General features: G+C 73.1%; 21 protein-coding genes. 6 read left to right on the top strand and 15 right to left on the bottom strand.

The genetic code is table 11. From position 1 onward, the window contains the following. Positions 1 to 46 precede the first annotated feature (46 nt). The 3 genes from DA085_RS17845 (at position 47) to DA085_RS17835 (ending at position 5048) form a co-directional block, all read left to right on the top strand. On the top strand, positions 47 to 1375 hold the full coding sequence (locus DA085_RS17845) for an alpha-hydroxy acid oxidase (protein ID WP_109474349.1): 1329 nt from the start codon (positions 47 to 49) through the stop codon (positions 1373 to 1375). A 65-nt stretch (positions 1376 to 1440) separates the two neighbouring features. Then, positions 1441 to 4731, top strand: coding sequence for an NHL repeat-containing protein (locus tag DA085_RS17840; RefSeq protein WP_109474348.1), 3291 nt, complete (start codon positions 1441 to 1443; stop codon positions 4729 to 4731). 14 nt (positions 4732 to 4745) lie between these two features. Further along, complete coding sequence (locus tag DA085_RS17835; protein ID WP_109474347.1) at positions 4746 to 5048, top strand: type II toxin-antitoxin system PemK/MazF family toxin; 303 nt, start codon at positions 4746 to 4748, stop codon at positions 5046 to 5048. A gap of 135 nt (positions 5049 to 5183) precedes the next feature. Here DA085_RS17835 and DA085_RS17830 read toward each other — a convergent pair whose 3' ends face one another. From DA085_RS17830 to DA085_RS17770, 13 genes are all read right to left on the bottom strand, one after another. Further along, positions 5184 to 6896, bottom strand: coding sequence for an RNA polymerase sigma factor (locus DA085_RS17830; protein WP_109474346.1), 1713 nt, complete (start codon positions 6894 to 6896; stop codon positions 5184 to 5186). Positions 6897 to 7129: 233 nt separating this feature from the next. Then, complete coding sequence (locus tag DA085_RS17825) at positions 7130 to 7570, bottom strand: hypothetical protein (RefSeq protein WP_109474345.1); 441 nt, start codon at positions 7568 to 7570, stop codon at positions 7130 to 7132. Between the two features lie 3 nt (positions 7571 to 7573). Further along, complete coding sequence (locus tag DA085_RS17820; protein ID WP_202619303.1) at positions 7574 to 7897, bottom strand: hypothetical protein; 324 nt, start codon at positions 7895 to 7897, stop codon at positions 7574 to 7576. Beyond that, positions 7894 to 8604, bottom strand: coding sequence for a DUF2306 domain-containing protein (locus tag DA085_RS17815; RefSeq protein WP_109474344.1), 711 nt, complete (start codon positions 8602 to 8604; stop codon positions 7894 to 7896). The genes DA085_RS17820 and DA085_RS17815 overlap by 4 nt, the downstream gene beginning before the upstream one ends. Then, positions 8601 to 9296 carry a hypothetical protein gene (locus tag DA085_RS17810; RefSeq protein WP_202619302.1) on the bottom strand — a complete coding sequence of 232 codons (696 nt, stop codon included), beginning with the start codon at positions 9294 to 9296 and terminating at the stop codon, positions 8601 to 8603. The genes DA085_RS17815 and DA085_RS17810 overlap by 4 nt, the downstream gene beginning before the upstream one ends. Positions 9297 to 9431: 135 nt before the next feature. Further along, complete coding sequence (locus DA085_RS17805; protein ID WP_202619301.1) at positions 9432 to 12197, bottom strand: winged helix-turn-helix domain-containing protein; 2766 nt, start codon at positions 12195 to 12197, stop codon at positions 9432 to 9434. Positions 12198 to 12202: 5 nt separating this feature from the next. Beyond that, the gene (locus DA085_RS17800) at positions 12203 to 13591 is read right to left on the bottom strand and encodes a sensor histidine kinase (RefSeq protein WP_109474342.1); all 1389 of its coding nucleotides are present in this window, start codon (positions 13589 to 13591) and stop codon (positions 12203 to 12205) included. Positions 13592 to 13601: 10 nt separating this feature from the next. Continuing rightward, a complete protein-coding gene (locus tag DA085_RS17795; RefSeq protein ID WP_109474341.1) occupies positions 13602 to 15257 on the bottom strand; it encodes an NAD(P)/FAD-dependent oxidoreductase in 1656 nt (551 codons plus the stop codon). Positions 15258 to 15488: 231 nt separating this feature from the next. Next, positions 15489 to 15899, bottom strand: coding sequence for a universal stress protein (locus DA085_RS17790; RefSeq protein WP_109474340.1), 411 nt, complete (start codon positions 15897 to 15899; stop codon positions 15489 to 15491). A gap of 52 nt (positions 15900 to 15951) precedes the next feature. Next, positions 15952 to 16353 carry a type II toxin-antitoxin system VapC family toxin gene (locus tag DA085_RS17785; protein WP_109474339.1) on the bottom strand — a complete coding sequence of 134 codons (402 nt, stop codon included), beginning with the start codon at positions 16351 to 16353 and terminating at the stop codon, positions 15952 to 15954. Next, the gene (locus DA085_RS17780) at positions 16340 to 16570 is read right to left on the bottom strand and encodes a FitA-like ribbon-helix-helix domain-containing protein (RefSeq protein ID WP_109474338.1); all 231 of its coding nucleotides are present in this window, start codon (positions 16568 to 16570) and stop codon (positions 16340 to 16342) included. The genes DA085_RS17785 and DA085_RS17780 overlap by 14 nt, the downstream gene beginning before the upstream one ends. Positions 16571 to 16639: 69 nt before the next feature. After that, a complete protein-coding gene (locus DA085_RS17775; RefSeq protein WP_109474337.1) occupies positions 16640 to 17815 on the bottom strand; it encodes a DUF4192 domain-containing protein in 1176 nt (391 codons plus the stop codon). A gap of 120 nt (positions 17816 to 17935) precedes the next feature. After that, complete coding sequence (locus DA085_RS17770; protein WP_237565593.1) at positions 17936 to 18616, bottom strand: EcsC family protein; 681 nt, start codon at positions 18614 to 18616, stop codon at positions 17936 to 17938. A 118-nt stretch (positions 18617 to 18734) separates the two neighbouring features. Between DA085_RS17770 and DA085_RS21420 the strand changes: the two genes are divergently transcribed. Beyond that, positions 18735 to 20039, top strand: a complete 1305-nt coding sequence (locus DA085_RS21420; protein ID WP_154402246.1) for a hypothetical protein — start codon at positions 18735 to 18737, stop codon at positions 20037 to 20039. 241 nt (positions 20040 to 20280) lie between these two features. Continuing rightward, positions 20281 to 21141 (top strand): hypothetical protein, encoded by an 861-nt coding sequence (locus DA085_RS21895; RefSeq protein ID WP_272914501.1) that lies wholly within the window; start codon positions 20281 to 20283, stop codon positions 21139 to 21141. Positions 21142 to 21250: 109 nt separating this feature from the next. Here DA085_RS21895 and DA085_RS17755 read toward each other — a convergent pair whose 3' ends face one another. Both DA085_RS17755 and DA085_RS17750 read right to left on the bottom strand, forming a co-directional pair. Further along, positions 21251 to 22177, bottom strand: coding sequence for a PAC2 family protein (locus DA085_RS17755; RefSeq protein WP_109474333.1), 927 nt, complete (start codon positions 22175 to 22177; stop codon positions 21251 to 21253). Between the two features lie 153 nt (positions 22178 to 22330). Then, positions 22331 to 23398 (bottom strand): flavin-containing monooxygenase, encoded by a 1068-nt coding sequence (locus DA085_RS17750; protein ID WP_161958543.1) that lies wholly within the window; start codon positions 23396 to 23398, stop codon positions 22331 to 22333. 76 nt (positions 23399 to 23474) lie between these two features. Between DA085_RS17750 and DA085_RS17745 the strand changes: the two genes are divergently transcribed. Continuing rightward, positions 23475 to 25643 (top strand): S9 family peptidase, encoded by a 2169-nt coding sequence (locus tag DA085_RS17745; RefSeq protein WP_109474331.1) that lies wholly within the window; start codon positions 23475 to 23477, stop codon positions 25641 to 25643. Positions 25644 to 25718: the final 75 nt, after the last annotated feature.

Genomic DNA, 25718 nt, shown 5'->3' with positions numbered 1-25718 from the left:
CGAGGATGCCCAGACCCTTCGATCACGCAGAGGAGTCCCCACCACCATGTGCGCCCTCAGGACCACGACGGCCTCCCGGTCCCTCGACCGACCCGACGCCGACCCGACGGCAGAGCACCCGGCCAGCGCCCCGGCCCGCCCGCGGCGACGACTGCCGCGCTGGTCGGAGCTGAAGCCGCTGGTGCAGCTCGAGCCGGTCGACGTGCGCCCCGGACGGCGCCGGCTGCAGCGCGCCGCCACGGTGACGGACCTGCGGGAGGCGGCCGCACGCCGGGTGCCCCGGCCCGTCTTCGAGTTCGTGGACGGCGGGGCGGAGGCCGAGATCACCCAGCGCCGGGCCAGGGCCGCGTTCGAGGGGCTGGAGTTCCGCCCGCGGATGCTCGGCGGGGTCGACGGGGTGGACACCTCCACCTCGCTGTTCGGTCAGCAGCTCTCCCTGCCCCTGGTGCTCGGCCCCACCGGCTTCTGCCGGCTGGTGCAGCACGAGGGCGAGACCGCCGTGGCCCGGGCTGCGGGGGCCGCCGGCATCCCGTTCGCGCTGACCACCATGGGCACCGTGTCGATCGAGGACGTCGCCGCGGCCGGTGGCGCGGGCGGCAACCACTGGTTCCAGCTGTACGTGCTGCGCGACCGCGGACTGACCCGCGAGCTCGTGCAGCGTGCGAAGGCAGCCGGCTACGGTGCCCTCGTCGTCACGGTCGACACCGCGGTCATCGGTCAGCGGCTGCGGGACGTGCGCAACGGCTTCTCGATCCCGCCGCGGCTCACGCCGAGGGCCCTGGTGGACATCGCGGCCCGGCCGGCCTGGTGGGCCAACCTGCTGACGACTGCTCCGCTCGGCTTCGCCACCATCCCGGCCGGCCAGCCCGAGGCGCACGGGGCCTTCATCGACAACGCCTTCGACCCGACGATCTCCTACCGCGACCTGGAGACGCTGCGGGAGATGTGGGACGGCCCGTTGATCATCAAGGGCGTGCAGCGGGTCGACGACGCGGTCCGGGCCGCCGACGCCGGTGCCGACGGCATCGTGCTGTCGGCCCACGGCGGCCGCCAGCTGGACCGCTCCCCCGTCCCGCTCGAGCTGCTGCCGCAGGTGACCGAGGCGGTCGGGGACCGGCTCGACATCCTCTTGGACTCCGGCGTCCGCAGCGGCGCCGACGTGGCCGCCGCCGTCGCGCTCGGGGCCCGGGCGTGCCTCGTCGGCCGGCCCTACCTCTACGGCCTCATGGCCGGCGGGCAGGCCGGGGTCGAGAAGACCATCCAGATCTTCCGGGACGAGCTCCGGCGCACGATGTCGCTGCTCGGCTGCTCCACCGTGGGCGACCTGACACCCGACCTGGTCCGCCTCAACTCGCACCCTCCCCTGGCACCGTGAACCCGCGCCCGGGCGGTCGGGCGCTCTGACAGTGGAATGAAAGCGGGGCTTCCTAACCTCGCAGCGTGCTGACAACTGACACCGACCGACCGCGCCCGCGCCACGCCCTGCTCCTGTCCGCCGCAGCGGCAGTGGTGGTGTCCCTCGCCGGACTGACCACCGCTCCGGTGACGGCGGACACCACGGCGGAGGCCACCTCGGAGGGCACCACGGCGGAGGAGACCGCCCCCGGTGCCACTGCCACTGCGGAGGACACCACCGCGGCGACCGAGCCGGTCGTCGGGGAGGTGACCCGGCTCGCGGGCCGGGTCGGCCCCAGCGGCCCGGGCTACTCCGGCGACGGCGGCCCGGCGACCGACGCCCTGCTGAACGACCGGCTCCAGGTCGCGGCGGCCCCGGACGGCACCGTCTACATCGCCGACCGGGGCAACCGGCGGCTCCGGGCCGTGGACCCCGACGGCACGATCACCACCGTCGCGCGGGCGATGCGCTCGCCCGAGAACGACATCGACCTGGACGTCGAGGGGTGGTCCTACAGCCCCAGCAACACCCCGCTCTCCGCGGACGTCGCCGACGACGGCACGCTCGTCGTCGGGGCGAACGAGGACATCACGCGCGTGAGCCCGGACGGCGGGACGACGGTCCTGGCCGGGGGCGGGGACGGCGAGCTGCCCGCGCCCGGCGAGAGCGTGCCCGGGGAGTCCGTCGCCGTCAGCAAGGCCGTCGACGTGGCGGTCGCCGCGGACGGCACCGTGTACGCCTACCTGCGTGGGGACGCCCGGATCATCGCGGTCGACCCGGACGGCCGCGTGCGGGTGGTCGCCGGTGGCGGCGACCTGCAGCGCAACGACGCCGACGGCACCCGGCCCGCGACCGACTACGCGATCGGCTGGCCCGGCACGCTCGCCGTGGCCGACAGCGGGCCCTATGCCGGGACGCTGTTCTTCACCGCGGAGCAGCACGCCCGGGTCATGGCCGTCCTGCCAGACGGGACGCTCGACGTGCTCGCCGGCACGGGCGAGGTGGGCTACAGCGGGGACGGTGGTGCGGCAGGAGGCGCCCTGCTGGGCGACCGGCTCCAGGGACTGGCGGTCACCCCCGGCGGTGACGTCCTCGTCGGTGACGCCACGAACGCGGCGATCCGCCGCGTCGACGGGGACGGGCGCATCTCCACCGTGCGGGGCTTCGTCGGTCAGGTGAGCAGCCTCGACGTCCTGCCCGGTGGCGACGCCGTGTTCACCCGCGGCGAGCTGGTGCTGCGGCTCTCGCTGACCGGCCGCCCGGCGACCGAGGTCTCCGGGGAGGCCCCGACCACGGCCGACCCGTTCGCGGCGGCAGCGGCCGGGGAGGTCCGGCACCTGGCCGGCGCCGACACCGAGCCCGCCGAGCGCCCGCTCGCGCAGCAGTACTTCTACCCGGTCCAGTCCGGTGTGGCGGTGCAGGGCGACGGTGCCGTCGTGTTCGGGGACCCGGCCACGGCGACCGTGCGCCGGGTGGAGGCCGACGGCACCACGTCGGTCCTCGCCGGGGTCTGGCCGAGGCCGGACGGCGCGGCAGAGGACACCCCGACCCCCGACACGGTGAGCGCCGACGAGTACGTGCTGGACGGCATACAGGATCTTGCGACCACCCCGGACGGGACGCTGCTGATCGCCGAGCCGGACCGCCTCTGGGAGCTGCACGACGACGGGACGATGACCCGGGTCGCCGGCGGGGGCCAGACACCGGCCGAGTCGTTCGAGCTGATCCGTGGGATCGCCACCGACCGGGAGGGGACGGTCTATGTCGCCGACGGGGTCCTGGTGCACCGCGTCGCGCCGGACGGCTCCCTGGAGACGATCGCCGGGGGCGGCGAGCGCTGGGCCGACGAGGCCGACGGGCACCCGGCGACCGAGGCGAGCCTGTCGGAGCCGGCGGACGTGGCGGTGGACAGCAGGGGCAACGTCTATCTGACCGAGAGCGGTATGCCGCACGTGCGGCGGATCGCTCCGGACGGCACCCTGACGACCGTGCTGGGTGACAGCTATCACGGGCTGGACGAGGGCGGGTTCGGCGGGGACGGCGGCCCCGGTGCCGAGGCCGAGCTGAACACGCCGGTCGGGTTGCTCGTGGGCCCCGACGACGAGCTCTACGTCGCCGACACCTACAACGCGCGGGTCCGGCGGCTCGCTCCGGACGGCACCGTCACGACGGTCGCCGGCAACGGCCGGCTCCCCGACGAGCAGGCCACCGGCGGCCCTGCGGTGGAGACGCCGATCGGCGAGCCGCTCTCGCTGGCGCTCGACCCGGACGGTCAGCTGGTCATCGCCACGACGGTGCCGGAGCGGGTCTACCGGCTGACCGGAGAGGGGGCACTGGAGCTGGTCGTCGAGACCGCCCCGGACGACGTCCCTGGCGGACAGGGTCCGGCCACGGACGCGGCGCTGCTGGGGTTGCAGGACCTGGCCCTCGGGCCGGACGGGACACCGCTGGTCACCGGTCCGGCGGGGACGTGGGCGGTCGGTGAGTCGGTCAGCCGGTTCGGCTCGTTCGCCGGGAGCCGCCTCACCTCCGGCGACGCGATGTACGTCTCCGACGGACGCACGGTGAGCCGGGTCCTGCCGGACGGTCGTGACGTGCTGGTGGCCGGCGGCGGGCCGCTGCGGGAGCCCCGGGAGGCGGTCCCTGCGCTCAGCCTCGACCTCGGCACCGGCGTGCACGACCTGGCGGCGGGGCCGGACGGCTCCGTCTACGTCCTGGTCCACCTGGAACCCCACGGCGGTGCCGCGGCGCGGAAGGTGCTCTACCGGGTCACGCCAGAGGGCCTGGCCGAGCCCGTCCCCCTCGCCGACACGGAGCAGCTGGTCTCGATCGCGAGCGGCCCGGACGGCACGCTCTACGGCCTCGACCTCGGGACGGGTCAGGTGCTCCGGCTCGACGCCGAGGGCGGCGCGACCGTCGTGGTCGGTCTGGACGCGAAGGCCGGTGCCGACCTGGCCGAGGAGCCGTTCGGGACCGCGACCGCCCTGCCGTCCGGTCAGCCCCGGGACCTGGCCGTCGGCCCGGAGGGTCACCTCTTCCTGGTGGCGTCCGAGGGCGTCCTGGTCGTCGACCCCGCCGAGGACACGTACGCCTTCCACGACGGCCTGTGGACCGGCCCCCAGTCCAACGTGCGGGTGGCGGCGGACCGCCACGGCAACGTGTACACGCTGTCGCACTACGGCAACGGACAGCTGGCCCGCGTCTCGGCCCTGGTGCGCCCGGCCGAGGTCGTCCCGCCGGGCCAGCTCCCCTGGGTGGGGATCACCGCCGGTGCCGGTGGCCTGGCGCTGCTGGGCGGGGCCGTCCTGGTCTGGCGACTCAGGCAGCCCCGGTGAGTGGATAGCCACAGGTGCCTCACAACCCGCGCGCACGTGGTCATGAGCAGCGCGGCAGGCGACTCGCCGTCATCCTCCGGTCCGAGGATCTCCCCCTGTCCACGGTGCTCCTCGCGCCGACGTCCACGTCCGTCGCGCCGCGGGTGTTCCGGCCGGAGGTCGGGCTCGCGGGACGCCGCACCTGCGTCCTGGTCGAACAGCTGCGGGCGGTCGACGTCACCCGGCTCGGTCGGAGGGTCGACCACCTCGCCCGCGCCGACCTGGACGCGGTGGAGGACGCCCTCGACCTGGTGCTCGCTCTCGATCTGCGACGCTGAGCCGACGACTGCTGAGCCGGCGGGTCCACGGGCCGCGACCCCACGGCATACCCCCGAGACGCACTGTGCCCCGCCCCGACGTGCGGGGCAGGGCACAGGCAACCGGTCGTATGCCGACCGGCCGGGTCGTGCTGATCAGTCCAGGTAGTCGCGCAGGACCTGGGAGCGCGACGGGTGGCGCAGCTTGCTCATGGTCTTGCTCTCGATCTGGCGGATCCGCTCACGCGTGACCCCGTAGACCTTGCCGATCTCGTCCAACGTCTTCGGCTGGCCGTCGGACAGGCCGAAGCGCATCGAGACGACACCGGCCTCGCGCTCGGAGAGCGTGTCCAGGACCGAGTGCAGCTGCTCCTGCAGCAGCGTGAACGACACCGCGTCGGCCGGGACGACCGCCTCGGAGTCCTCGATCAGGTCACCGAACTCGGAGTCGCCGTCCTCGCCCAGGGGGGTGTGCAGCGAGATGGGCTCGCGCCCGTACTTCTGGACCTCGACGACCTTCTCGGGCGTCATGTCCAGCTCGGCGGCCAGCTCCTCCGGGGTGGGCTCCCGGCCCAGGTCCTGCAGCATCTGACGCTGCACGCGGGCCAGCTTGTTGATGACCTCGACCATGTGCACCGGGATGCGGATGGTGCGGGCCTGGTCGGCCATGGCCCGGGTGATCGCCTGGCGGATCCACCACGTCGCGTAGGTCGAGAACTTGTAGCCCTTGGTGTAGTCGAACTTCTCGACCGCACGGATCAGACCGAGGTTGCCCTCCTGGATCAGGTCCAGGAACAGCATGCCGCGGCCGGTGTAGCGCTTGGCCAGCGAGACGACCAGTCGCAGGTTGGCCTCGAGCAGGTGGTTCTTGGCGTTCTTGCCGTCCGAGGCGATCCACCACAGCTCGCGCTTGAGCTTGGCGTCCAGCTTGTCGCCGGAGTTGAGACGCTCCTCGGCGAACAGACCGGCCTCGATGCGCTTGGCGAGCTCGACCTCCTGCTCGGCGTTCAGCAGCGCGACCTTGCCGATCTGCTTCAGGTAGTCCTTGACCGGGTCGGCCGTCGCACCGGCGGTCACGACCTGCTGGGCGGGCGCGTCGTCGTCGTCACCGGAGCTCAGGACGAAGCCGCCGCGCTCGGTGTCGGAGGCGCCGGCTGCCGGGGTCGGCGTGGCGACGACCTCGCCCTCGCGGGCATCCTCGTCGTCCTCGTCGTCTGTCTCGACGTCCTCGTCCTCGACCGCCTCCGCGGCGGCGGCCTTCTTGGCGGCCGCGGTCTTGCGGGTGGTGGTCTTCTTGGCGGGCGCGGGCGTCTCGCCAGCCGCAGCCTTGGCCGCGGCGCGCGTCGTCGTGGCCTTGGTGGCGGTCTTGCGGGCCGTCGTCTTGCGCGCGGTCGTCTTCGCGGCCGGCGCGGCCTCGTCGGTGCTCTCGGCCTCGGCTGCCTTGGCGGCCGCGGTCGTGGAGGTGGCGGCCTTGGCCGTGCTCTTGCGCGCGGTCGTGGCGGGCGCCGCGCCGTCGGCCGCCGCCGCGGTCGTCTTCGCCGCCGTGGTCCTGGCCGTAGTCGTCTTGGCTGCCGTGGTCTTGGCGGGCGCCGTCTTGCGCGCAGTGGTCTTGCGCGCGGTGCGCTTGGCGGGGGTCGCCTCGGTGCCGTCGAGCACCACATGGATCGCGTTGTCGGAGAGGACCTTGAGCACCTTGGTCTGGGTCTTCTTGTTGGGCAGCTGAGCGGCCTCGAGGGCGTCACGCACCTCGGAGAGGGACAGCTCGCCGGACTGCTTGCCCCGCTTGAACAGGGTCTCGAGCTCGGGCTTGCTGAACTCTGCAGGCAGCTCGACGGTGGGGGGTGTGGAGGAGGCCTTCTTGGCTGTCACGGGTTGCACCAGCTACTTTCGTGGGGAGCTCGAGGGCGGCGGACTCGGGGGAAGCGCGCCGGGCACGGCGGAGCGCCCAGGACGTATGTGAGTGTTGGCAATCCAGGCGATCCACTCGAGGGAGCGGATAGGCACCTGTTGACATTATAGAACCAGGAAGTTCGCGGCGATGTTCCCGCGGTGGGACAACCCGTGCTGACCTGCGCTGTTGCTCTTTGTTCCCCGTCGCGTGGCTAGCGCCACCGGTCGCCGGGGGCCCGCGCATAGGTGCGCCAGGCATACCGCCACGGGGTGACGGCGATGATGACGACCACCAGGGAGCAGCTGACCACGACCTCCTGCGTAGCGGGGTCGAGGTCGCCTGCCACGGCACTCGGCAGGGCCACCACCGCCAGCCAGAGCAGCTTCCACGCCACCTCGAACAGCAGCAGCGGGAGCAGCCTGACCGGATAACGCAGCCCCAGGAAGGCCAGGAGGGACATGGCGGTGAGCAGACAGACGACCACTCCCTCGAACAGGGGCAGGGAGTCGGCGCCGTCGATGAGCAGTGGCCACTTCACCAGGGCGATCCCGACGCCCATGAGGAGGAAGCCGGCGCGCATGAGGTGGAGCTGCACGAGCGTCAGCTCGGGCGGGACGTGGGTGGTGCGTGGTTCCGTGGTGAGCGTGGACACGGGTCACTCCTGGGTGGGCTCGGTGGTGCTGGGATGGATGGGGTCGGTGCTGCTGGGATGGATGGGGTCGGTGCTGCCGGGGCCGAGTGGTATCACGGAGATCAGGGCGACGCCCAGGTCGCGGATCCTGCCGAGCAGGCCGTGTAGCTGCGCCTGGTCGGACACGACGCCACGCAGGGTCGTGGTGCCGTCCTCCTCGTGGGTGAGGGTCAGGCCGGCCAACCAGGTCGACCAGTGCGCGTCGAGGTGCCCGGCCAGGGTGATCTGGTAGCCGCGCCCTGCGTCCTCGACGCCCGGGGTGGCTCGCCTGTCCGGGCCGTCGCTCATGGCGACGCCGGCTGCGCCGAGCGCTCCGGTGCCCGACGACGCCGTGGGCCGGTGCGGATCGCTCGCTCCGCCACGGCCAGGTTGACCACCCAGGCGAAGGCCATGAGCAACGCTGTCGTCACGTCGTGGGTGCCGAGGATCCGCGCACCCAGGCCGAGGGTCAGGACCTGGGTGCCGGCGACCAGGCCGATCGCGTAGCTGCGGATCATCCAGGCGCGGTGGCGGGTGAAGTCGCGGCGGCGCGCCGCACGGAACCCGAGGACGATCGTGACCACCATCGCCGTGCCGAACGCGAGCCGGAGGGGATACAGGACCTCGCGGGAGGCCTCCGCCCGAGGGAAGAACTGGTTGAGCCACAGCGCGGACAGGGCCACACCCAGTCCCGCCACCACCAGCACGCGCCCGGCCCGCCGGTGCCAGGCAGGACGTCGTTGGCGCAGCCGCGGCGCGAACTGGAAGGCTCCGACGATGGCGAACACGGTGGCGCAGACGATGTGGGTCACGACAGGTAGGGGTGAGGCGTCGTAGCGCGGGTCCACCGGCATACCCGTGGCGGCCCCGGACAGGTCGGCGAGACGGAGCGAGCCCGCGACCACCGGGACCGTGCCGAGCGCGACCAGCGCGGCGGGGACCAGCCAGCTCGACCGCCCGGGACCACCGGCCTGATGCTGCTCGGCCCGGAGCACCGTGCTGGTGTGCGGTGTCATTCCGCACCCGCGATCGCCACCGGCGCGTCGCCCACAGCACCCGCCGCGGAGGTGGCGGTGCTCACGGCACGGGTGGTGGCCCACAGGGAGTAGCCGAGACCGATCATGGCGATGCCGTTGGGCCAGGCCAGCAGGCGGTAGAACGCGTCCGGCATCACCACGAGCGCCGCGCTGACGACGCCGCTCAGCGCGAGCAGCGCGGCCGCCCAGCGAGCGAGGACGCCCGCACGGAACAGGGCGATGCCCAGCAGCAGCCCACCACCCAGGTAGGCGGCGCCCTGGACCTGGAAGGCGACCGCCAACCACCCGAGGTCACCGGCGGGACTGCCGCCGGTGCCCGCCGCGATGACGTCCGCGACGAACGCGGGGTCCGTGTCCGCGATGGCGGGCAGCACATACGCCGAGGCGAAGGTGGTGCCCATGATGAGCAGGTAGCCGAGCGCGAACAGGACGTAGCCGATGAGCCCGAGGACGCCGTTCCGGCGGACCTGGCTGAGGAACATGCCCGTGATGCCGCACAGGACGAGGGCGACCATCACGAGCTTCAGGGTGTTGCGGACGATCACCTCGGTGGTGGTGATGGACTCGACGTCCATGTGGGGGTGCCCGATCTGGACGCCGATGAAGAGGGCTCCGCCAGCGATGGCGGAGAGCGCGGCGCCCCGGGTGAGGGTGGTGGGGTTGATGGCCATGACCTGCTCCAGCTCTCGTGCGGTCCGTGGCGGGAGTGCCGCGGATCTCCGCAACGTAGGGCGCGCCGGGGTGACCGGTCGTCACCATGTGTGGTGACTGCCGATGTGATCGTCGGCCGGTGCCCGCCCCGCCCCCTACAGGAGACCGAGGTCCCGGGCCCGGCGCACGGCCGCGGCCCGGTGCGTGACACCGAGCTTGGTGTAGATGCGCTTGGTGTGGGTCCGCAGTGTGTTGAGCGAGACATAGAGCTGCCGGGCGATCTCCGGGCCGGTGAGGTCGCTGTCGAGCAGGTGCAGCACCTCGGTCTCGCGCGCGCTCAGCGGGTCGGCCAGGACGGGATGTGTCCTGGACGTCGTCGGGTTGCCGCTGGCCAGGCGCCGCCGCAGGCGCTCGGGCACCGGTGCGCCGTGCGCGACGGCGTGCCGGAGCAGCTCACGCATCGGCTCGCCCTCGTCCAGGTAGAGCCGGACACACCCCGCCGGCTCGGGGGCCTCGAGCCAGGTCGACTCCAGGGCGGCCAGGGCCTGCTCGCGGTCGCCCCGGGCGCCGTGGGCGAGCGCCTGCAGGCAGCGGATCTCGACGAGGCTGCCCGCACGGCCCGCGCCACCGGCCGCGACGTGCAACTGGTCCAGCAGGCGCAGTGCGGCGTCGGCCGGCGCAGCGTCATCGGCAGGGTCAGCTCCGTGCGAGGGGTGCTGCCCCGCCAGCAGCAGCCGCACGAACGTCAGGTGCTCGAACTCGCGCAGGTAGACCGGCGCGTCCTCGACGCCCAGGCCGCGCTCCCGCGCCCACACCCACGCCGGGTCCAGGTCTCCCGCCGCGATCTGCACACGGGCCCTGACCGCCGGGATAGGGCGGACCTCCGGATAGAACCCGGGCCGATACAGCGCCTCTGCCCGGTCCAGCAGTCCCGCCGCAGCCTGGTAGTCACCCCGCGCGGCCCGGACCCCTGCGGAGGCGACGAACCAGCGGTGCCGGTTCTCCGTGACGGACGCACGGTGTCCGAGCGCGCGGGCCGTCTCCAGGTGCTCCTCGGCACCGGGCAGGTCGTCCAGCTCGAGATCGAGCTCGGCCAGCCCGACGTGCAGGTCGGCCGTGACCCTGGGGAAGGGCTCCCCCGCGGCGGTGACGCGCTCCAGGGTGTCCGCGTAGAGCCGACGCGCGCGGCCCGGCCGGCCCAGCGCGACCATCATGTCCGCCCGCACGATCGTGGCGTCCAGCTCGTCGACCAGGTTGCCTGCGCTGTGGAGGCTCTGCACCGCCGAGTCGAAGGTCGTCAGGGCCTCGGCGACGTCACCCCTGGCCCAGCCGGCCAGCCCGAGATAGCCCAGACCGGCTGCCCGGACGAAGTGGTCCTCGGGGCCCGCCAGGTCCAGGGCCTCGCGCGCGTGACCGGCGGTGGCGGTCACGTCCCCGCGTGCCTGGGCGAGCGCGGCGCGGTAGACGGCGATCATGGCGGGTGCGGTGCGCAGGTCCTCGGTCGGGGCCCACTCCCCTGCCAGGTCGGGGTCGTCCGCGCCCGCCGCCAACGCCCGGCCGGCGGCGTCGAGGTGGCCCTCCACGGCGTCGAGCCGGCCGGCGACGAGCTGCGACCAGGCGGCGACGAGGCTCAGGACCGGGCTCCGGCGCACCACGGCGTCGGGCAGCGCCTGCACCCAGGTCACCAGCAGGCTGTCCTGGCGCGCCCGTCGCACGGCCGGGAGGGCCTCCTCCATCAGGCGGGCAGCCCGGGTGAGGTCCTCCGCGGCCAGGGCGTGGCGGACGGCCCGGACGGGCAGGTCGTGGGCGGCGAACCAGTCGCTGGCCCGCCGGTGCAGCACGGGCAGCTCCTCCGGGTGCTCGGCCAGCAGGCGCGCGCCGAGCACGTCCGCGAAGAGGTGGTGGTAGCGGTACCAGTGGCGCTGGTCGTCGAGGTGGACGGCGAACAGATTGCCGCGCTCGAGCCGGTCCAGCATCGTGCTGCCGTCGTCGCGCCCGGTGACGGCGTCGCACAGGCTCGCGGTCAGCCGGTCGAGGACGGAGGTGCGCAGCAGGAAGTGGCGGACCTCGGCGGGCTGGCGGGCCAGGACCTCGTCGACCAGGTAGTCGATGATGAACCGGTTGCTGCCGGTGAAGTCCTCGAGGAAGGCGTCCACCGCGTGCCGTTCGTGGACGCCGCGCAGGGACAGCGCGGCGAGCTGCAGCCCGGCGATCCACCCCTCGGTCCGCTCCTCGAGGGCCGCCACGTCGGCGTCGGTCAGGCTCAGCCCCATCACGCGGTTCAGGAACTCCGTCGCCTCACCCGGTGTGCAGCGCAGGTCGGCGGCCCGCAGCTCGGTGAGCTCCCCGCGCCCGCGCAGCCGGGCCAGGGGCAGGGGCGGGTCGGCCCGGGTGGCCACCACCAGGTGCAGCTCCGGGGGGACGTGGTCGACGAGGAAGGAGAACGCCTCGTGGGCGCCCGGGTCCGTGAGGACGTGGAAGTCGTCGCAGACCAGGACCCAGTGCGTCCCCGGCGAGCGCTCGGCGGCGCGCGTCACCTCGTTGAGGATGCCGGTCATCGCCGTCGCCGGGGAGCCGTCGTGCGTCGCGGTCGGCGCGGGGTCGACCTCGATCCCGGAGCGGCTGAGGGCGGCGGTCAGGTGGGCGAGCAGGCGGCTGAGGTCGTTGTCGTCCGCATCGAGGGACAACCACCCGACCCGGGTCTCCGCGGGCCGCGACCCCAGCTCGGCGAGCCAGTCGGTGATGAGGGTGGTCTTGCCGAAGCCTGCCGGGGCGGACAGGAGCGTGAGACGGTTGCCCGCCGCCAGGGTCGTGTCCAGCTGCGCGAACAGTCTGGGGCGCGGCACCGAGGTCGCCCGCCGCGCCGGCACGAACAGCTTGGTGGCAAGAACGGGGGTATGCCGCATGGCCGGGTCAGCCACCTCCCTCACGTGGGTGGGGCGGCGGGCAGCCCGACGCGCAGCACCGTGTCACCGGGCCGGGAGTCGATGTCGATCGTGCCGCCGTGGCGCTCGACGACGATCCGGCGGGCGATGTCGAGCCCGAGCCCGGTCCCCTGCCCGACCGGCTTGGTGGTGTAGAACGCCTCGAAGGCCCGCTCCACGACCTCCGGCGGCATGCCCGGGCCGGTGTCGGCGATCTCCACCACGACCCCACCGTCCTCCCCCGCCCGCGTCGCGATGCGCAGCTTGCCGGTGCCGTCCATCGCGTCGATGGCGTTGTCGATGAGGTTGGTCCACACCTGGTTGAGCTCGCCGGCGTAGCCCTCGATCCGGGGCACCTCGCCGTAGTCCCGCACCACCTCCACCCCGCCGTCGCGCAGGCGGTGTCCGAGGACCAGCAGGGTGCTCTCGAGGCCCTCGCTGACGGTGAGCTGCTGCAGCGCGGCACGGTCCAGCTGCGAGTAGGAACGGACCGCGGCGACCAGCTCGGAGATGCGCCGGGTCGACTCGGTGATCTCGGCGCGCAGGACGGTGGCCTCCAGGCTGCTGACCACCCAGTCGAGCCCGGCCTGGAGGGAGCGCTGGTCGACGACGCCGGCGAGCCGCTCGCACCACTCCTGGTCGGCGTTGGCGGCGGCCAGGACCGGCGCCATCACCCAGGAGCGGTCGACGCCGCTGGCCTCCAGCCGCTCGGCGAGGGCGTCCTCGATGTCGGCGACGTCCACGTAGGCCGGGGCCGGCCGGGAGGCCAGGTCGCGGCGCAGCGTGTCCAGGGCGACGAACTGGTCCGCCGAGATCCCCTGCTGGGCCAGCTCGCTGAGGGAGGCGAACAGCCGGTCGTCGGCCGCACCGAGGGCGTCGACGGCGCGGGTCGCGGCGGCGGCCGGGTTGTTGATCTCGTGGGCCAGGCCCGCGGCGAGCTTGCCGAGGGTGGCTAGGGCGTCCCGCTGCCGGGCCGTCGACTCGACGTACAGGGCCATGCCGTAGATGCCCTTGATGAGGTGGCTGCCGAACGGGAACCACCGCGCCGCGAGGTCACGCAGCGACGTCGCCGGGACCCGCAGCACGCGGCCGGCCGTCAGCCCGCGCGCCCCGGCGAGGTGGACCCCGGTCTCGACCCAGGCCCGGAACCCGCCGGCCCAGCGGCCGGGGGCGTCCATCCGCCCCACGACCATCTCCTCGCGCTCGGCGCGCCGCACCAGCTCGACCACCCCGTCGATGAGGACCCACCAGTCGTCGGCGTGCTCGCCCTCGGTCCACAGGTGGTCTCCTGGTCCGAAGAGCACCTCCTCCCCCGCGTCGAGGAGCTCCTGCAGCTGCTCCGTGCTCAGGCCGGCAAAGAGCTCGATCGGGCGGAGGTCGGCGGTGTCCACGGGCTGCTCCTCAGGTGATGGCGAGGTAGCGGTGGATGAAGTGCACCGCCATGGCACCCTCGCCGACGGCGGAGGCGACACGTTTCATCGAGTCCAGCCGGACGTCGCCGGCGGCGAACACGCCGGGCAGGCTGGTCTCCAGGGCGAACGGGGCCCGTGTCTGGGTCCAGGCACCGTCGACGGCGCGGAGCAGCTCCGGCCCGGTGAGCACGAAGCCCTTGTCGTCACGGGCGACCAGGTCGCCCAGCCAGTCGGTCCGCGGGACCGCGCCGATGAAGACGAACAGCCAGCTGGTCGGGACCTCCTCGGTCGCACCGGTGTCCCGGTCGCGCAGGGTGAGGGACTCCAGGTGCCCGTCGCCGCGCGCGTCGACCACCTCCGTGCGGTGCCGCACCGTGATGTTGTCCGCGGCGCGGATCCGGTCCACGAGGTACTGCGACATCGAGTCCTCCAGCGCGGCGCCGCGCACCAGGAGGGTGACGCTGGCCGCGTGCCGGGAGAGGTTGAGCGCAGCCTGACCGGCCGAGTTGGCGGCGCCGATGACGAACACGTCGTCGCCGGCCACCTGGATCGCCTCGCTCGCCGTCGCGCCGTAGTAGACGCCGCGACCCGTGAACTGGTCGACGCCGGGGGCGTCGAGCCGGCGGTAGGAGACACCGGTGGTGACGATCAGTGACCGCGCCTCGATCTCGCCCTCACCGTCCAGCACGACCGCCCGCACGGGTCCCCGCTGCTCGAGCCCGACCACGTCGCGGGCGACCACCATCTCGGCGCCGAACCTGACCACCTGGGCCACGGCCCGCTGCGTCAGGTCCGACCCACTGAGCCCGCGGGGGAAGCCGAGGTAGTTCTCGATGGAGGCGCTCTGCCCGGCCTGCCCGCCCGGTGCCTCGCGCTCGACGAGCACGGTCCGCAACCCCTCCGACGCCGCATAGACGGCCGACGCCAGACCGGCCGGTCCCCCGCCGACGATGCATACGTCATACAGCGGCTGCTCGGCCCGCGTGCGCAGCCCCAGCGCCGTGGCCAGCTCCATGCTCGAGGGGCAGCGCAGCACCGTGCCGTCCGGGACGAGGACCAGCGGCAGGTCCTCGAGGGAGGCGTCGGCCGCCTCACGCAGCCGCTCTCCCTCCTCGCCCTCCTCGACGTCGACCCAGCGGTAGGGCACGTGGTTGCGGGCCAGGAAGGTCTTGGTCGCATGGGACCGCTCCGACCAGCGGTGACCCACCACCCGCAGGTCGGGCGCATGAGCCGGGTGGGCACGTCGCCAGTCCTCGAGGAGGTCGTCGACGACGGGGTAGAGGCGCTCGTCCGGCGGGTCCCACGGCTTGAGGAGGTAGTAGTCCAGGCCGATGTCGTTGATCGCCCGGATCGCCGCGTCGGTGTCAGCGTAGGCCGTGAGCAGCAGCTGCTTGGCCGTCGGCGCCTGCGGCCGGGCCTGCTCCAGGAGCTCGATCCCGGCCATCGCCGGCATCCGCTGGTCGGTGACGATGAGCGCGACCTGCTGGTCGCGCAGCGCGAGGCGGTCCAGGACCGTGAGCGCGTCGGCGCCCGAGGTCGCGCCGAGGACCCGGTAGTCGCCGCCGTAGCGATCACGCAGGTCACGGGTGATCGCGGCGGAGACCATCGGGTCGTCATCGACCGTCAGGATGGCGGGCTTGCTCATGCGGAACTGCTTCCGACGTCACGGGAGAGAGCCTGCGCGTCAGTCTAGGGGTGGCGAAGCGCTCCGCGGTAGGCCCCGCGCCCCCTTTTCTCGCCGAGCGCGTGAGCCGTGCACGAGGCCGCTGCGGTCGGTACCCGCCCTCCCGGAGCATCAGGACGGCCCGGGCACGCCGTGGCGCACCCGGGCCGTCCCGGCGGTCGGAGAGGCCCGACCGGTCAGTCTGTGGTCAGGTCAGTCCTCGACCTCGTCGGCCTTCACCGCGAGGACGGGGCAGGTCGCGTCCAGCAGGATCCGCTGGGCGTTGGAGCCGAGGATCAGCTTGCCGACCGGGGTGCGGCGGCGCAGCCCGATCACGATGAAGTCGGCCGAGGTCTCCTCGGCGACGGCGATCAGGTCCTCGCTGGGCTCGTTGCCGCGCACCAGCGCCCGCACCTCGTGCTCGATCCCCTCGGCGTCCAGCTGCTCCTGCACCCGCGCGAGCTCGTTCTCGAAGCGCTGGGCCTCCTTGGCGTCGAAGTCGCGGCCTCCGCGGTGGGAGTTGACCACGATGAGCTTGAGGTGGCGCAGGGACGCCTCCTGGGCCGCACGACGCAGGGCGGCGCGACCTTCCTTGGTGGGCACGTATCCAACGATGATCGTCATGTCATCCACTCTCTGTCAGGGTGCAGCCTTCCTCTAGGGGGAGGCTACACGCTCACCCCCTCGCGGGCAGGACCTCGATGGCGCACTGCGGACCCGCGGCGCCGGCGAGTCGCTCGTCGGCGGTGAGCAGCGGCGCCCGGGACAGCTCGGCCAGCGCGACGTACGCCGCGTCGTAGGGCGTCAGGTCGTCCCGCAGTGCCCAGCACCGAGGGACCAGATCTCGGTGACCTGCGCGCTGGAGCGGCATCTCGCGGAGGTCGGAGAGTGCGAGCTCAGCCCGATGGGGCAGAACCCGGCCGACGCTCGTGAGCCTGCGCAGCACCGACACCACCTCCAGGTCAATCAGGTCCGGTGCGCAGAGCTGCTCACCGCGCAGCCGCCACCGGGCGCGCTCCCCGTCCGCTCCGTCATCGGCGAGTGCCACGACCAGCACGCTGGCGTCAATGACGAGCACGGTCGGACCGGATCGCCGAGACCGCGTCGGCCAGAGGCACCTCGCCGCCGGACCGCGAACCCGCCCTATCGAGGATCTCGTCCAGGGTGGGGCGTGCCGCCTCCTCGACAAGACGCGTCAGCAGGTACTCCTGCAGCGACTGGTGAGCCGCCGCCGCGCGGCGTCGCAGCACCGCGTGAGTCTCCTCCGGGACGTCCTTGATCTGGATGCTGGGCATGGCGCCATTATGGCGCCATCTGCTCCGGAGGGGTAGCGCTCGACGTGTGCTCGACCGTGGCGCCACGGCTCAGGCGGTGGCCGCGAAGGGGCCGGCGGGCGGACGCACCACGTGCTGGAGCAGCTGGTCGGTCAGCCGGGCCAGGTAGTAGTCCGGCTCCACCTGCAGTGCACGCTCGATCGCGAGGTTGGCCAGGGTCCCCTTGTTCAGCGCCCACGCGACCTGGGCCGTCACGGTGAGCAGGGGTGCGGCGATCTCGTCGGGCACCAGCGCGCACAGGTCCACGAGCCGGTCCACCGGCGCCGGCCCGCCCACCCGCGAGATCGGCAGGTGGCGCACGAGGGCGTCGGTGATCTCCCCCGGCAGCAGGCCCGGCCCGAGGTTGCCGGGTGCCAGCCAGGCGATCAACCCGTCCCGGAACTCACGGTTCCAGAGCACCGTCAGGCCCTGCGCGAGGACGGCGGACGGCAGGTCAGCGACCGACGGACCCTCCGGCGTGGCGTCGAGGATCCGCCGCCACGCCCGCGCCCCGCGCTCGACGAACCGGGCGTGGATCCGCAGGCAGTGGGCCTCCGCCCGCAGGACCGCGAGCGGGTCCCCTCCCGGGGGGCCCCCCTCCTCCGGCTCGCCCGCCGCCTCCCCACCGGGTGCCACGGCCCGCTCGAACCGCGCCACGTAGTCCTGCACCTCGGCGAGCACCTCCGCCTGCCGCACCGCGTCGCCCTCCCTGATCCGGCGGGACAGCTCGGCCCGGCCCGGCCCCACGGCCGCGCCGGCGAGCACCAGGTCGGCCGCGGCGGGGACGCGGTCCACGGAGGGGAGCACGCGCCATACGGCCGGCAGGTCCTCGGGCCCCACCTCCAGCCACTGGTCACCGCGGACCCGGGCCACCCGGTCGACCCCCACCCCCTCGAGGGCACAGAGCCGCGCGACGGCGCGCAGCACCTCGGTGGCGTCGGTGCCCTCCTCGTCCTCGAAGGCGACCAGCTCGGCCACGCCGGACGCCTGTCGGCGCAGGACCGTGGTGAGGGCCCGCAGCGCCTCCTCGTAGCCACCCGCGTCGTGCGGGAGGTCGAACCGGCACATGACCCGGATCGCGCCCGAGGGTCTGGCGGCGGTCGGCGCCTGCTCCGGTGGGTCGAGCAGGACCAGGACGAGGCTGTCCTCCGGGCGGTAGCCCAGCTGCATCGGCAGCGTCGCGATGAGCTCGGCGATGCCGCGGACTCGGATCTGTGAGGTCGTCATCACCCCACGGTGCGGCTCGGCGCACCCCCGCGACAGGGGTGCGCCGTGGCCTGTGGACGAGGAGCGCGACCACCGGACCCCTGGGTATGCCGCGTGGTCGCGCCCGTCGCCGGGCGCCGGTCAGCGCGCCGGGAACTCCTCGCGGGCGTGGTCGGCGATCCGGTTCATCAGGAAGCCGTCGACACCCGCGCCGATGCCGCCGCCGAGGACCGGGACGAAGCGCCCGAAGCGGCTCAGCGTCTTGCTGCCGAGCTGGGTGGCGAGCTTGAAGCCGACGCCCTTGTTGATCACCATGACCGCCGCCTTCGGCAGGCGCCCCATGGCCACCTGCGCGAGCCGACCGGTGCCCACGACACCGGCCTTGGCCAGCAGGTCCTGGCTGTCGGCGCCGACGAGGGTCAGCAGCACGGCGGCGCGGACCTCGGGCCGGCTCAGGTCGTAGCCGCGGAGCTGGGCGATGCTGCCGACCATGCGCGTGGCCAGCACGTAGAAGCCGGCGATGTTGGCCGGCATGGAGGCGACCATCGTGACGAACCCGCCGATGCCGGTGAGGAACCCGCCGGCCGCGCCCATCTTGATGTGGGTGCGCACGATGTCGTCGATCGCCTTCTCGCGGTCGCCCTTCTTGCCCAGGGCCTCGTCGACGACGCGCGCCACCGAGTCGAGCGGACCGAGGCCGTCGATGCCGATGTCCATCAGCTTGCCCACGATGGCGTTGGCGGTCTTGGCGCCGACGCCTGCCTCCTCGACCGCCGCGGCGGCCTCCGGGTCGTCGTCCTTGCCGATTCCAAACAGGCCCACGGGCCCTCCCTGTCGTCTCGGCCGCTGCTTGCTCGCGACGCTTCCAGCGTCATCCTGCCACCCGGAGGGCCCCGCTGCCCGGCTTCGGACTGCCCCCTCCGTGCGATAGATTCCGGCCATGGCTCAAGGGGAGAAGACATCCGGCGGTCCGACCAGGGCACTCGGGGCGCTCGGTGCCCTGTGCGCCGTGGCGGGCCTGGTCCTGCTCGGCCTCGGGCTGTTCGGCGTGCTCAACACGGCCACGCCCAACATGACCGGCATCAACTCCGGCCAGTCCGTGCGCATCCCGGACTCCGGCATGTCGTTGTGGGCGGAGGAGGACGTGCGCAACGACGTCGTCTGCAGGGTCGGCGACGACGTGATGGAGCGCCCGACCTCCACCTACTCCGTCGACGTGGGCGACCGTGAGTTCTTCGAGGTCGCGCGCACCCCCTCCGGCCTGGAGGCGGACAGCTACGTGGTGACCTGCGAGGGGACGGACGCCGGCGTCTACGTCGGCCCCAACGCCGCCCGCACCTCCGCGCCGGGGCTCATCGGCCAGCTCGGCCTGGTCCTCGGCGGCATCCTCCTCGGGCTGGCGGTGCTGCTCGGTCTCGGTGCGCTGCTGACCCGCAGCAAGGAGCCCAAGCCCGTCGAGACCCCCTACCAGTACAGCTCCTACGGCACTCCCCCGGCCGCCGGCGGCTACCCCTCCCAGCCGTATGCCGACCCGCACCAGTCCTCCTATCCCCCGTCTCCCTACGGCCAGGACCAGACCCAGGCGTACCCGCCGGCAAGCTACGGCCAGGACCAGACCCAGGCGTACCCGCCGGCAGGCGGCTACGGACAGAGCGGCTACGGACAGAGCGGCTATACCCAGGGCGGCTACGGCCAGCAGGCGGGCTACGGCGAGCAGCCCTACGGCACGGGCCAGCAGGGCCAGGGGTATGGCGAGCAGCCCTACGGCTACCCCCAGGGGCAGGGCTACGGCCAGGAGGACCAGACGCAGGCCTACCCGCCCGTCGCCGGCTACGGGTCAACCGGCTACGGACAGTACGGCGCCGACCAGCAGCAGGCTGACGGCGACCGGGACCAGACCGAGGCCTACGGCACCCCGCAGGAGCAGGGCCAGCCGTACAGCCAGCAGCAGTACGGGAGCGACCAGCCGTCCTCGGGCGGCGGCGCCACTGCGTGGACCCCGGGCCAGACGACGCCGGAGCAGCCGGCACCCGCCCGGTCGCCCTACTCCGACATCCCGCCGCCCCCCGGTTACGGCACCGGGCACCCCGAGCCCGGGAGCGCCGCAGACAGCGGGACCGACCCCGACACCGACGACGACGGCGCAACCGGTGCCGACGGTGACCAGTCCGCGGAGGACCCGCTGGACGACGACCAGCGGACGCAGCAGTTCCCGCCGCCCCCGCCGAGGTGGGACAACAGCTGAGGGTGACCCAGCCGCATACCGAAGGACCGGTCGAGCAGCTCGACCGGTCCTTTGCGTTTGCCCGTCGTGTCGACTCGGCTAGGGCGGTTGCCCTAGAGCGGTGCCCGAAAGGTGCGAGAAATAGGGCATTCGCCCGATGCCGTCCTCGCCGGATCTTCCTAGCGTGAGTGCCGCGAAGGAGCGCCCCGCCAACCGGCCGGGTCAGCCTTCCGCATCATCACTTCGTGAGAGGGGCAGCACAATGTTCACTGCACAATGGCGATCCCTGGCGGTGGCGGCGAGTGCCATGGCCATGATTTTTGCCGGAGTGGGATCCTTTGCGATGCAGGATGCTGGGGAGACCGAGCTGATCCACGCCTGCTATCACAAGAACCAGGGTCAGCTGCGGTTCATCGACTCCCAGGACGAGAACTGGCAGGACCAGTGCCGTCCCCCGGAGCTGCCGGTGACCTGGAACCAGCAGGGCATCCAGGGCGAGACCGGACCGCAGGGTCCGCAGGGCGAGATGGGCCCCCAGGGAGAGACCGGACCCCAGGGCGAGACCGGCCCCCAGGGCGAGACGGGTGCGACCGGCCCCCAGGGCGAGCAGGGCATCCAGGGCGAGACGGGCGCACAGGGTGAGCAGGGACCGGCCGGGCCGCAGGGCGCCGACGGGGTCTCCGGTCTGGCCGGCCAGTCGTGCGACGCGGGCGCCTACGTCACCGGTTTTGCCGACGACGGCACGATCGTCTGCAGCGACGTCACGCCGGTGCCCACCTGCTCCGCGACGACGCTGGGCCACACGATGAGCGCCAGCAAGGTCAACGACTTCGACCAGACCTGGCGCGGCGGCACGGTCACGCTCGGCACGCCGGAGTGCAATGTCACCGTCCAGCGCCCCAGCGGCAGCATCCTGGTCATCGGCACCCTGGGCAACGCGTGGGAGATCACCGGCAAGACCGGCTTCGGCAACGCCGTCCTGACGGTCAACATGCCGAGCTGCAAGTCACCGGCCGCGATCCCGAACGTGACGGCCAACCGTCCGTCGTGCTCGTCGGCGTTCACCGGCTTCCCGTTCTTCTCGCCAGTGTCCACCGCGTCGATCTCGGTCGCGGCCAACTGACGAGTCCCCCGGGCCCGACCCCCATGAGGGCCTCACGCAGCGGTCCCCGAGCCGGTTCCCGGCGGCTCCGGGACCGCTTGCGTGGTCGGGCCGGCCGAACGAGGAGCGGCTACTCCCCCGCCGGCTCGTCGTCGTCGGACTGTGCGCGCAGGAAGTCCTCGAACTGCGCACCGATCTCGTCGGCGCTGGGGATCTCGGCGACCTCGGCCGCCAGCAGGCTCCGCTTGCGCTGACCCTCCACGAACCGGTCGTACCGCTGCTCCAGCGCGGCGACGACCTCGGCCGCCTCCTCGTTCTGCGAGAGCTCCTTGGCGATGTCGGCGCGGTTCAGACCCGCCGCGGCGACCAGCTCGTCCCGGGGCAGGTCCGCACCGGTGTAGCCCACGAGCGTGTCCAGGGCAGCGACGGCGGCGTCACCGAAGCGCGCCTCGGCCAGGTAGTGCGGCACGTGCACGGCGGCGCCCATCGTCTCGACACCGGCCTCGCCCAGCCGCAGGTGCAGCAGGGCCTCGGCGCTGCCGGGGACCTGGACGCGGCCGAAGATCGGCTCCACGTCACCGATCAGCTCACGGTTGCTGGCATAGCGGGTGACGCCGATCGGGCGGGTGTGCGGCACGGCCATGGGCACCCCGCTCGCCGACACCATGCGGCGCACGCCGAAGCCCAGGCACAGCTGGTGCACGGCCTCGGCGAAGGCCTCCCAGTGGTAGTCCGGCTCGAGCCCGTCCAGCAGCAGGAACGGCTCTCCGGAGCGGTCGATCACGCGGTAGAGGATCAGCGACGGGTCCTCGAAGGCCGAGTAGGTGTCGCGGTCGAAGGTCATCATCGGGCGCCGCGAGCGGTAGTCGATCAGGCTGTCCATGTCGAAGGACGCGACGACCGTGTGCTCGAGGTGCTCCAGCAGGTGGTCGGTCAGCTGGCCGCGCACGTGCCCCGCGTCCATGAAGCCCTCCAGCGCCACGTGCAGCAGCGGGGTGTGCAGCGGCTGCCGCTCGGTGTCAGCCTCCAGGCGGTACAGCGAACTCGGCTCGATCACGTCAGTCCTCCTCAGGTTCCTCTAGACGCACAACGCCCCGCGTCGTCCGGTGATTCCCCCACCGCCCCAGTATGCCGGGTGGCCGGCTCTCCCCACCCTCCGGTATGCGGAGGGGCCGGGTCAGGCTGTCCCGCCAGCCAGTCGCTGGGCACCTCAGGAGGCCGGGCGGCGGAGCAGACGGTCCACCACGTGGGCCGCGTCCCGGCCGACACCGCCGACCAGGTGGGAGGCGATGCTGCGCTGGTAGGGCTGACCGAGGACGAAGAACCCGGGCTCCTCGGTCAGGCCCTGCTCCTGCCGGACCACGCCGGCAGCGTCGAGGACCGGCAGCCGCACCCATCCGAAGTCGGGCCGCAGACCGGTGCACCAGATGACCGTGGACACCTCGCAGGTGGTGCCGTCGGCCAGCAGCGGCCGCCCGTCGCGCACGCCGACCACCCGTGGCAGCCGCGCCACGCAGGCCTCGCGGAAGTCGGCGGGCCGCACCCGGCCGAGCGGGTCCGCTGACCCGCCGAGGCGGCGGCTCACCAGCTGGGCTCCCCACCCACCGAGCAGCTGCATCAGCCGGAAGGCCGACGACGCGCGCCCGAGACCGGGGATGTGCCCGACGTCGCGACCGGACAGGGACACGTCCGGGCCGGCGGTGCCCCGTGCCCGGGCGAGGTCGAGGGCGATCTCGGCGCCGGAGTTGCCCGCACCGACGACCAGGACCGGCCCGGGCGGCACCTGCGAGGGCCTGCGGTAGTCGACCGAGGAGAGCTGGAGCGTGCCCTCGTCGAGCTCGGCCGCGGAGGCGGGGACCCGCGGCGTGGTGTGCGCTCCCGTCGCGGCGATGACGTTGCGGGCCCGCCAGGTCCGACCAGCGGTCGTCACCAGGTAGTCCGCCCCGAGCCGCTCCACGCCGGTGACCCGGACCCCGTGCTCGACGGGGAGGCTGTGGTGGCGCGCGTAGCCGGCCAGGTAGTCGGCCATCTCGTCCTTGGTCGCGAACGCGTCGCGACGTGCGGGGAACGCCCACCCGGGCAGGTGGCTGAACCCGGCGGGGGTGAACAGCTGCAGCGAGTCCCAGCGCCGACGCCAGCTCTCACCGGCCCGCTCCCCGGCGTCCAGCACGACGAACTCCCGCCCGCGCCGGGTCAGGTGGTAGGCCGCGGCCAGGCCGGCTTGACCGCCGCCCACGACGATCGTCTCCACGTCCGTGCTCGAGCGCGCGGCGCTCATCGATCGGTCCCTCCTCGCCCCTCGGGGGTGCGAACTGCCGCAGGTTCCCGGGTCTCGGGATACTAGGGTTGCTGCCATGACCTCGGAGCCGCAGCCGTCCCCGACCATCTTCCACGATCTCGACCACTACGTCGCGATGCCCCGCCTCAGCGGGCTGGCCCTGAGCCCCGACGGCACACGCCTGGTGACGACGGTCTCGACGATCACCAAGGCCGGCACCGGCTATGCCACCGCACTGTGGGGGGTGGACCCACAGGGTGAGCGTCCGGCATACCGCATCACGCGCAGCGCCAAGGGTGAGGCGGGCGCGGCCTTCAGCAGCACCGGCACCCTGTACTTCACCTCAGCCCGCCCCAACCCGGACGCCGACGACGAGACGCCCGAGGCGGCGCTGTGGGAGATCCCGGCCGGCGGCGGCGAGGCGCGCGTCGTCCTGTCCCGGCCCGGCGGTGTCGGCAAGGTCCTGTGTGCCCGCGACGCCGAGGTGACCCTGGTGGTCGCCGGCCTGCTGCCGGGGGCCACGGACGAGAAGACGCACGCGGCGATCCACAAGGCCCGCAAGGACGGCGGGGTGCAGGCGATCCTGCACGACAGCTACCCGGTGCGCTACTGGGACGCCGACCTGGGGCCCTCCGCGCCGCAGCTGTTCGTCGCCGAGCCCGACGAGCAGGACGAGCCCAAGCGACCGACCACCACCGACCACGTCCCGCCGCTGCGGCTGCGCTGGGTCAGCGAGGGGGTCGGTGCCCGCATGCGGGACGCGACCCCCGTGGTGAGCCCCGACGGCACCTTCGCCCTGGTGTCGCTGACCGTGCCGGAGGCACGGGGCGAGCAGCGCAGCCAGCTGGTGCGCATCGACCTGGTCAGCGGTGAGCGCACGGTGCTGGCCGACGAGGCGGAGCACGAGTTCTATGACCCGCTGATCAGCCCGGACAGCGCGCGGGCGCTCATCGTCGTCGACCGCAAGAGCACCCCCGAGCGCGCCCCGCGTCCCGTCCTGCACCTGCTGGACCTGGCCACCGGCGGGCGCACCCCGCTGGCCGCCGACTGGGACCGCTGGGCGAGCCCCGCCGCGTGGCTGCCGGACGGCAGCGCCGTGCTGGTCACCGCCGACGACAACGGCCGCTCCCCCATCTTCCGGATCGACGTGGGCAGCGGTGAGGTGAGCCCGGTGACCACCGACGACGCCGCCTACGGCGAGGTGGTCGTGTCCCCCGACGGGACCCGGGCGTATGCCGTCCGGTCCGGTTACCTCTTCCCTCCGGAGGTCGTGGCGATCGACCTGGCCACCGGCGCTGTGGCGGCACTCCCCGGGCCGGTGGAGCGCCCGGAGATCCCCGGGCGGCTGGAGGACGTCGAGACCACCGCGGCCGACGGCACCCGCGTGCGGGGCTGGCTGGCGCTGCCCGAGGGCGAGGGGCCGCACCCGCTGCTGCTGTGGATCCACGGCGGGCCGCTGGGGTCCTGGAACGCGTGGACCTGGCGCTGGAACCCCTGGCTGATGACCGCCCAGGGCTATGCGGTGCTCATGCCCGACCCGGCCCTGTCCACCGGCTACGGGCAGGACTTCATCCAGCGCGGGTGGGGCACCTGGGGCAAGGCGCCGTACGAGGACCTGATGGCGATCACCGACACGGTCGTGGCGCGGGACGACATCGACGAGACCCGGACCGCCGCGATGGGCGGGTCCTTCGGTGGCTACATGGCCAACTGGGTGGCCGGGCACACCGACCGGTTCCGGGCGATCGTGACGCACGCGTCGCTGTGGGCGCTGGACCAGTTCGGGCCGACCACCGACGCGGCGTTCTTCTGGCAGCGGGAGATGACCCGCGAGATGGGCGAGGCCAACAGCCCGCACCTGTCGGTGGACAAGATCGTCAACCCGGTCCTGGTGATCCACGGGGACAAGGACTACCGCGTCCCGATCGGTGAGGGCTTGCGCCTCTGGTACGAGCTGCTGTCGTCCTCGGGTCTGCCCGCCGGTGACGACGGCACCACCGTGCACCGCTTCCTGTACTTCCCCAACGAGAACCACTGGATCCTGTCCCCGCAGCACGCGAAGGTCTGGTACCAGGTGGTCTCCGGGTTCCTCGCCGAGCACGTGCTGGGCGCCGAGCTGCCGGAGCTGCCGGTCGAGCTGGGCCGCACCGCGCCGACGGAGCAGCAGCTGCGCGCGGCCGCAGCCGCGGAGGAGCTGGACGAGGCCACCGGCGACGGCGTCGACGGCGAGTCCGCCCGCCCCTGACCCATTTTTGGGGACGTCCGGACCGCCTCATTCACCTTTTGAGGGAGGTTCGGACCGCCTCATTCACCTTTTGAG

It is taken from the genome of Ornithinimicrobium cavernae (assembly GCF_003121625.1).
Lineage (GTDB): Bacteria > Actinomycetota > Actinomycetes > Actinomycetales > Dermatophilaceae > Ornithinicoccus > Ornithinicoccus cavernae.
The sequence above is the reverse complement of the archived record's forward strand: the minus strand, read 5'-3'. Positions and strand labels throughout refer to the sequence as shown.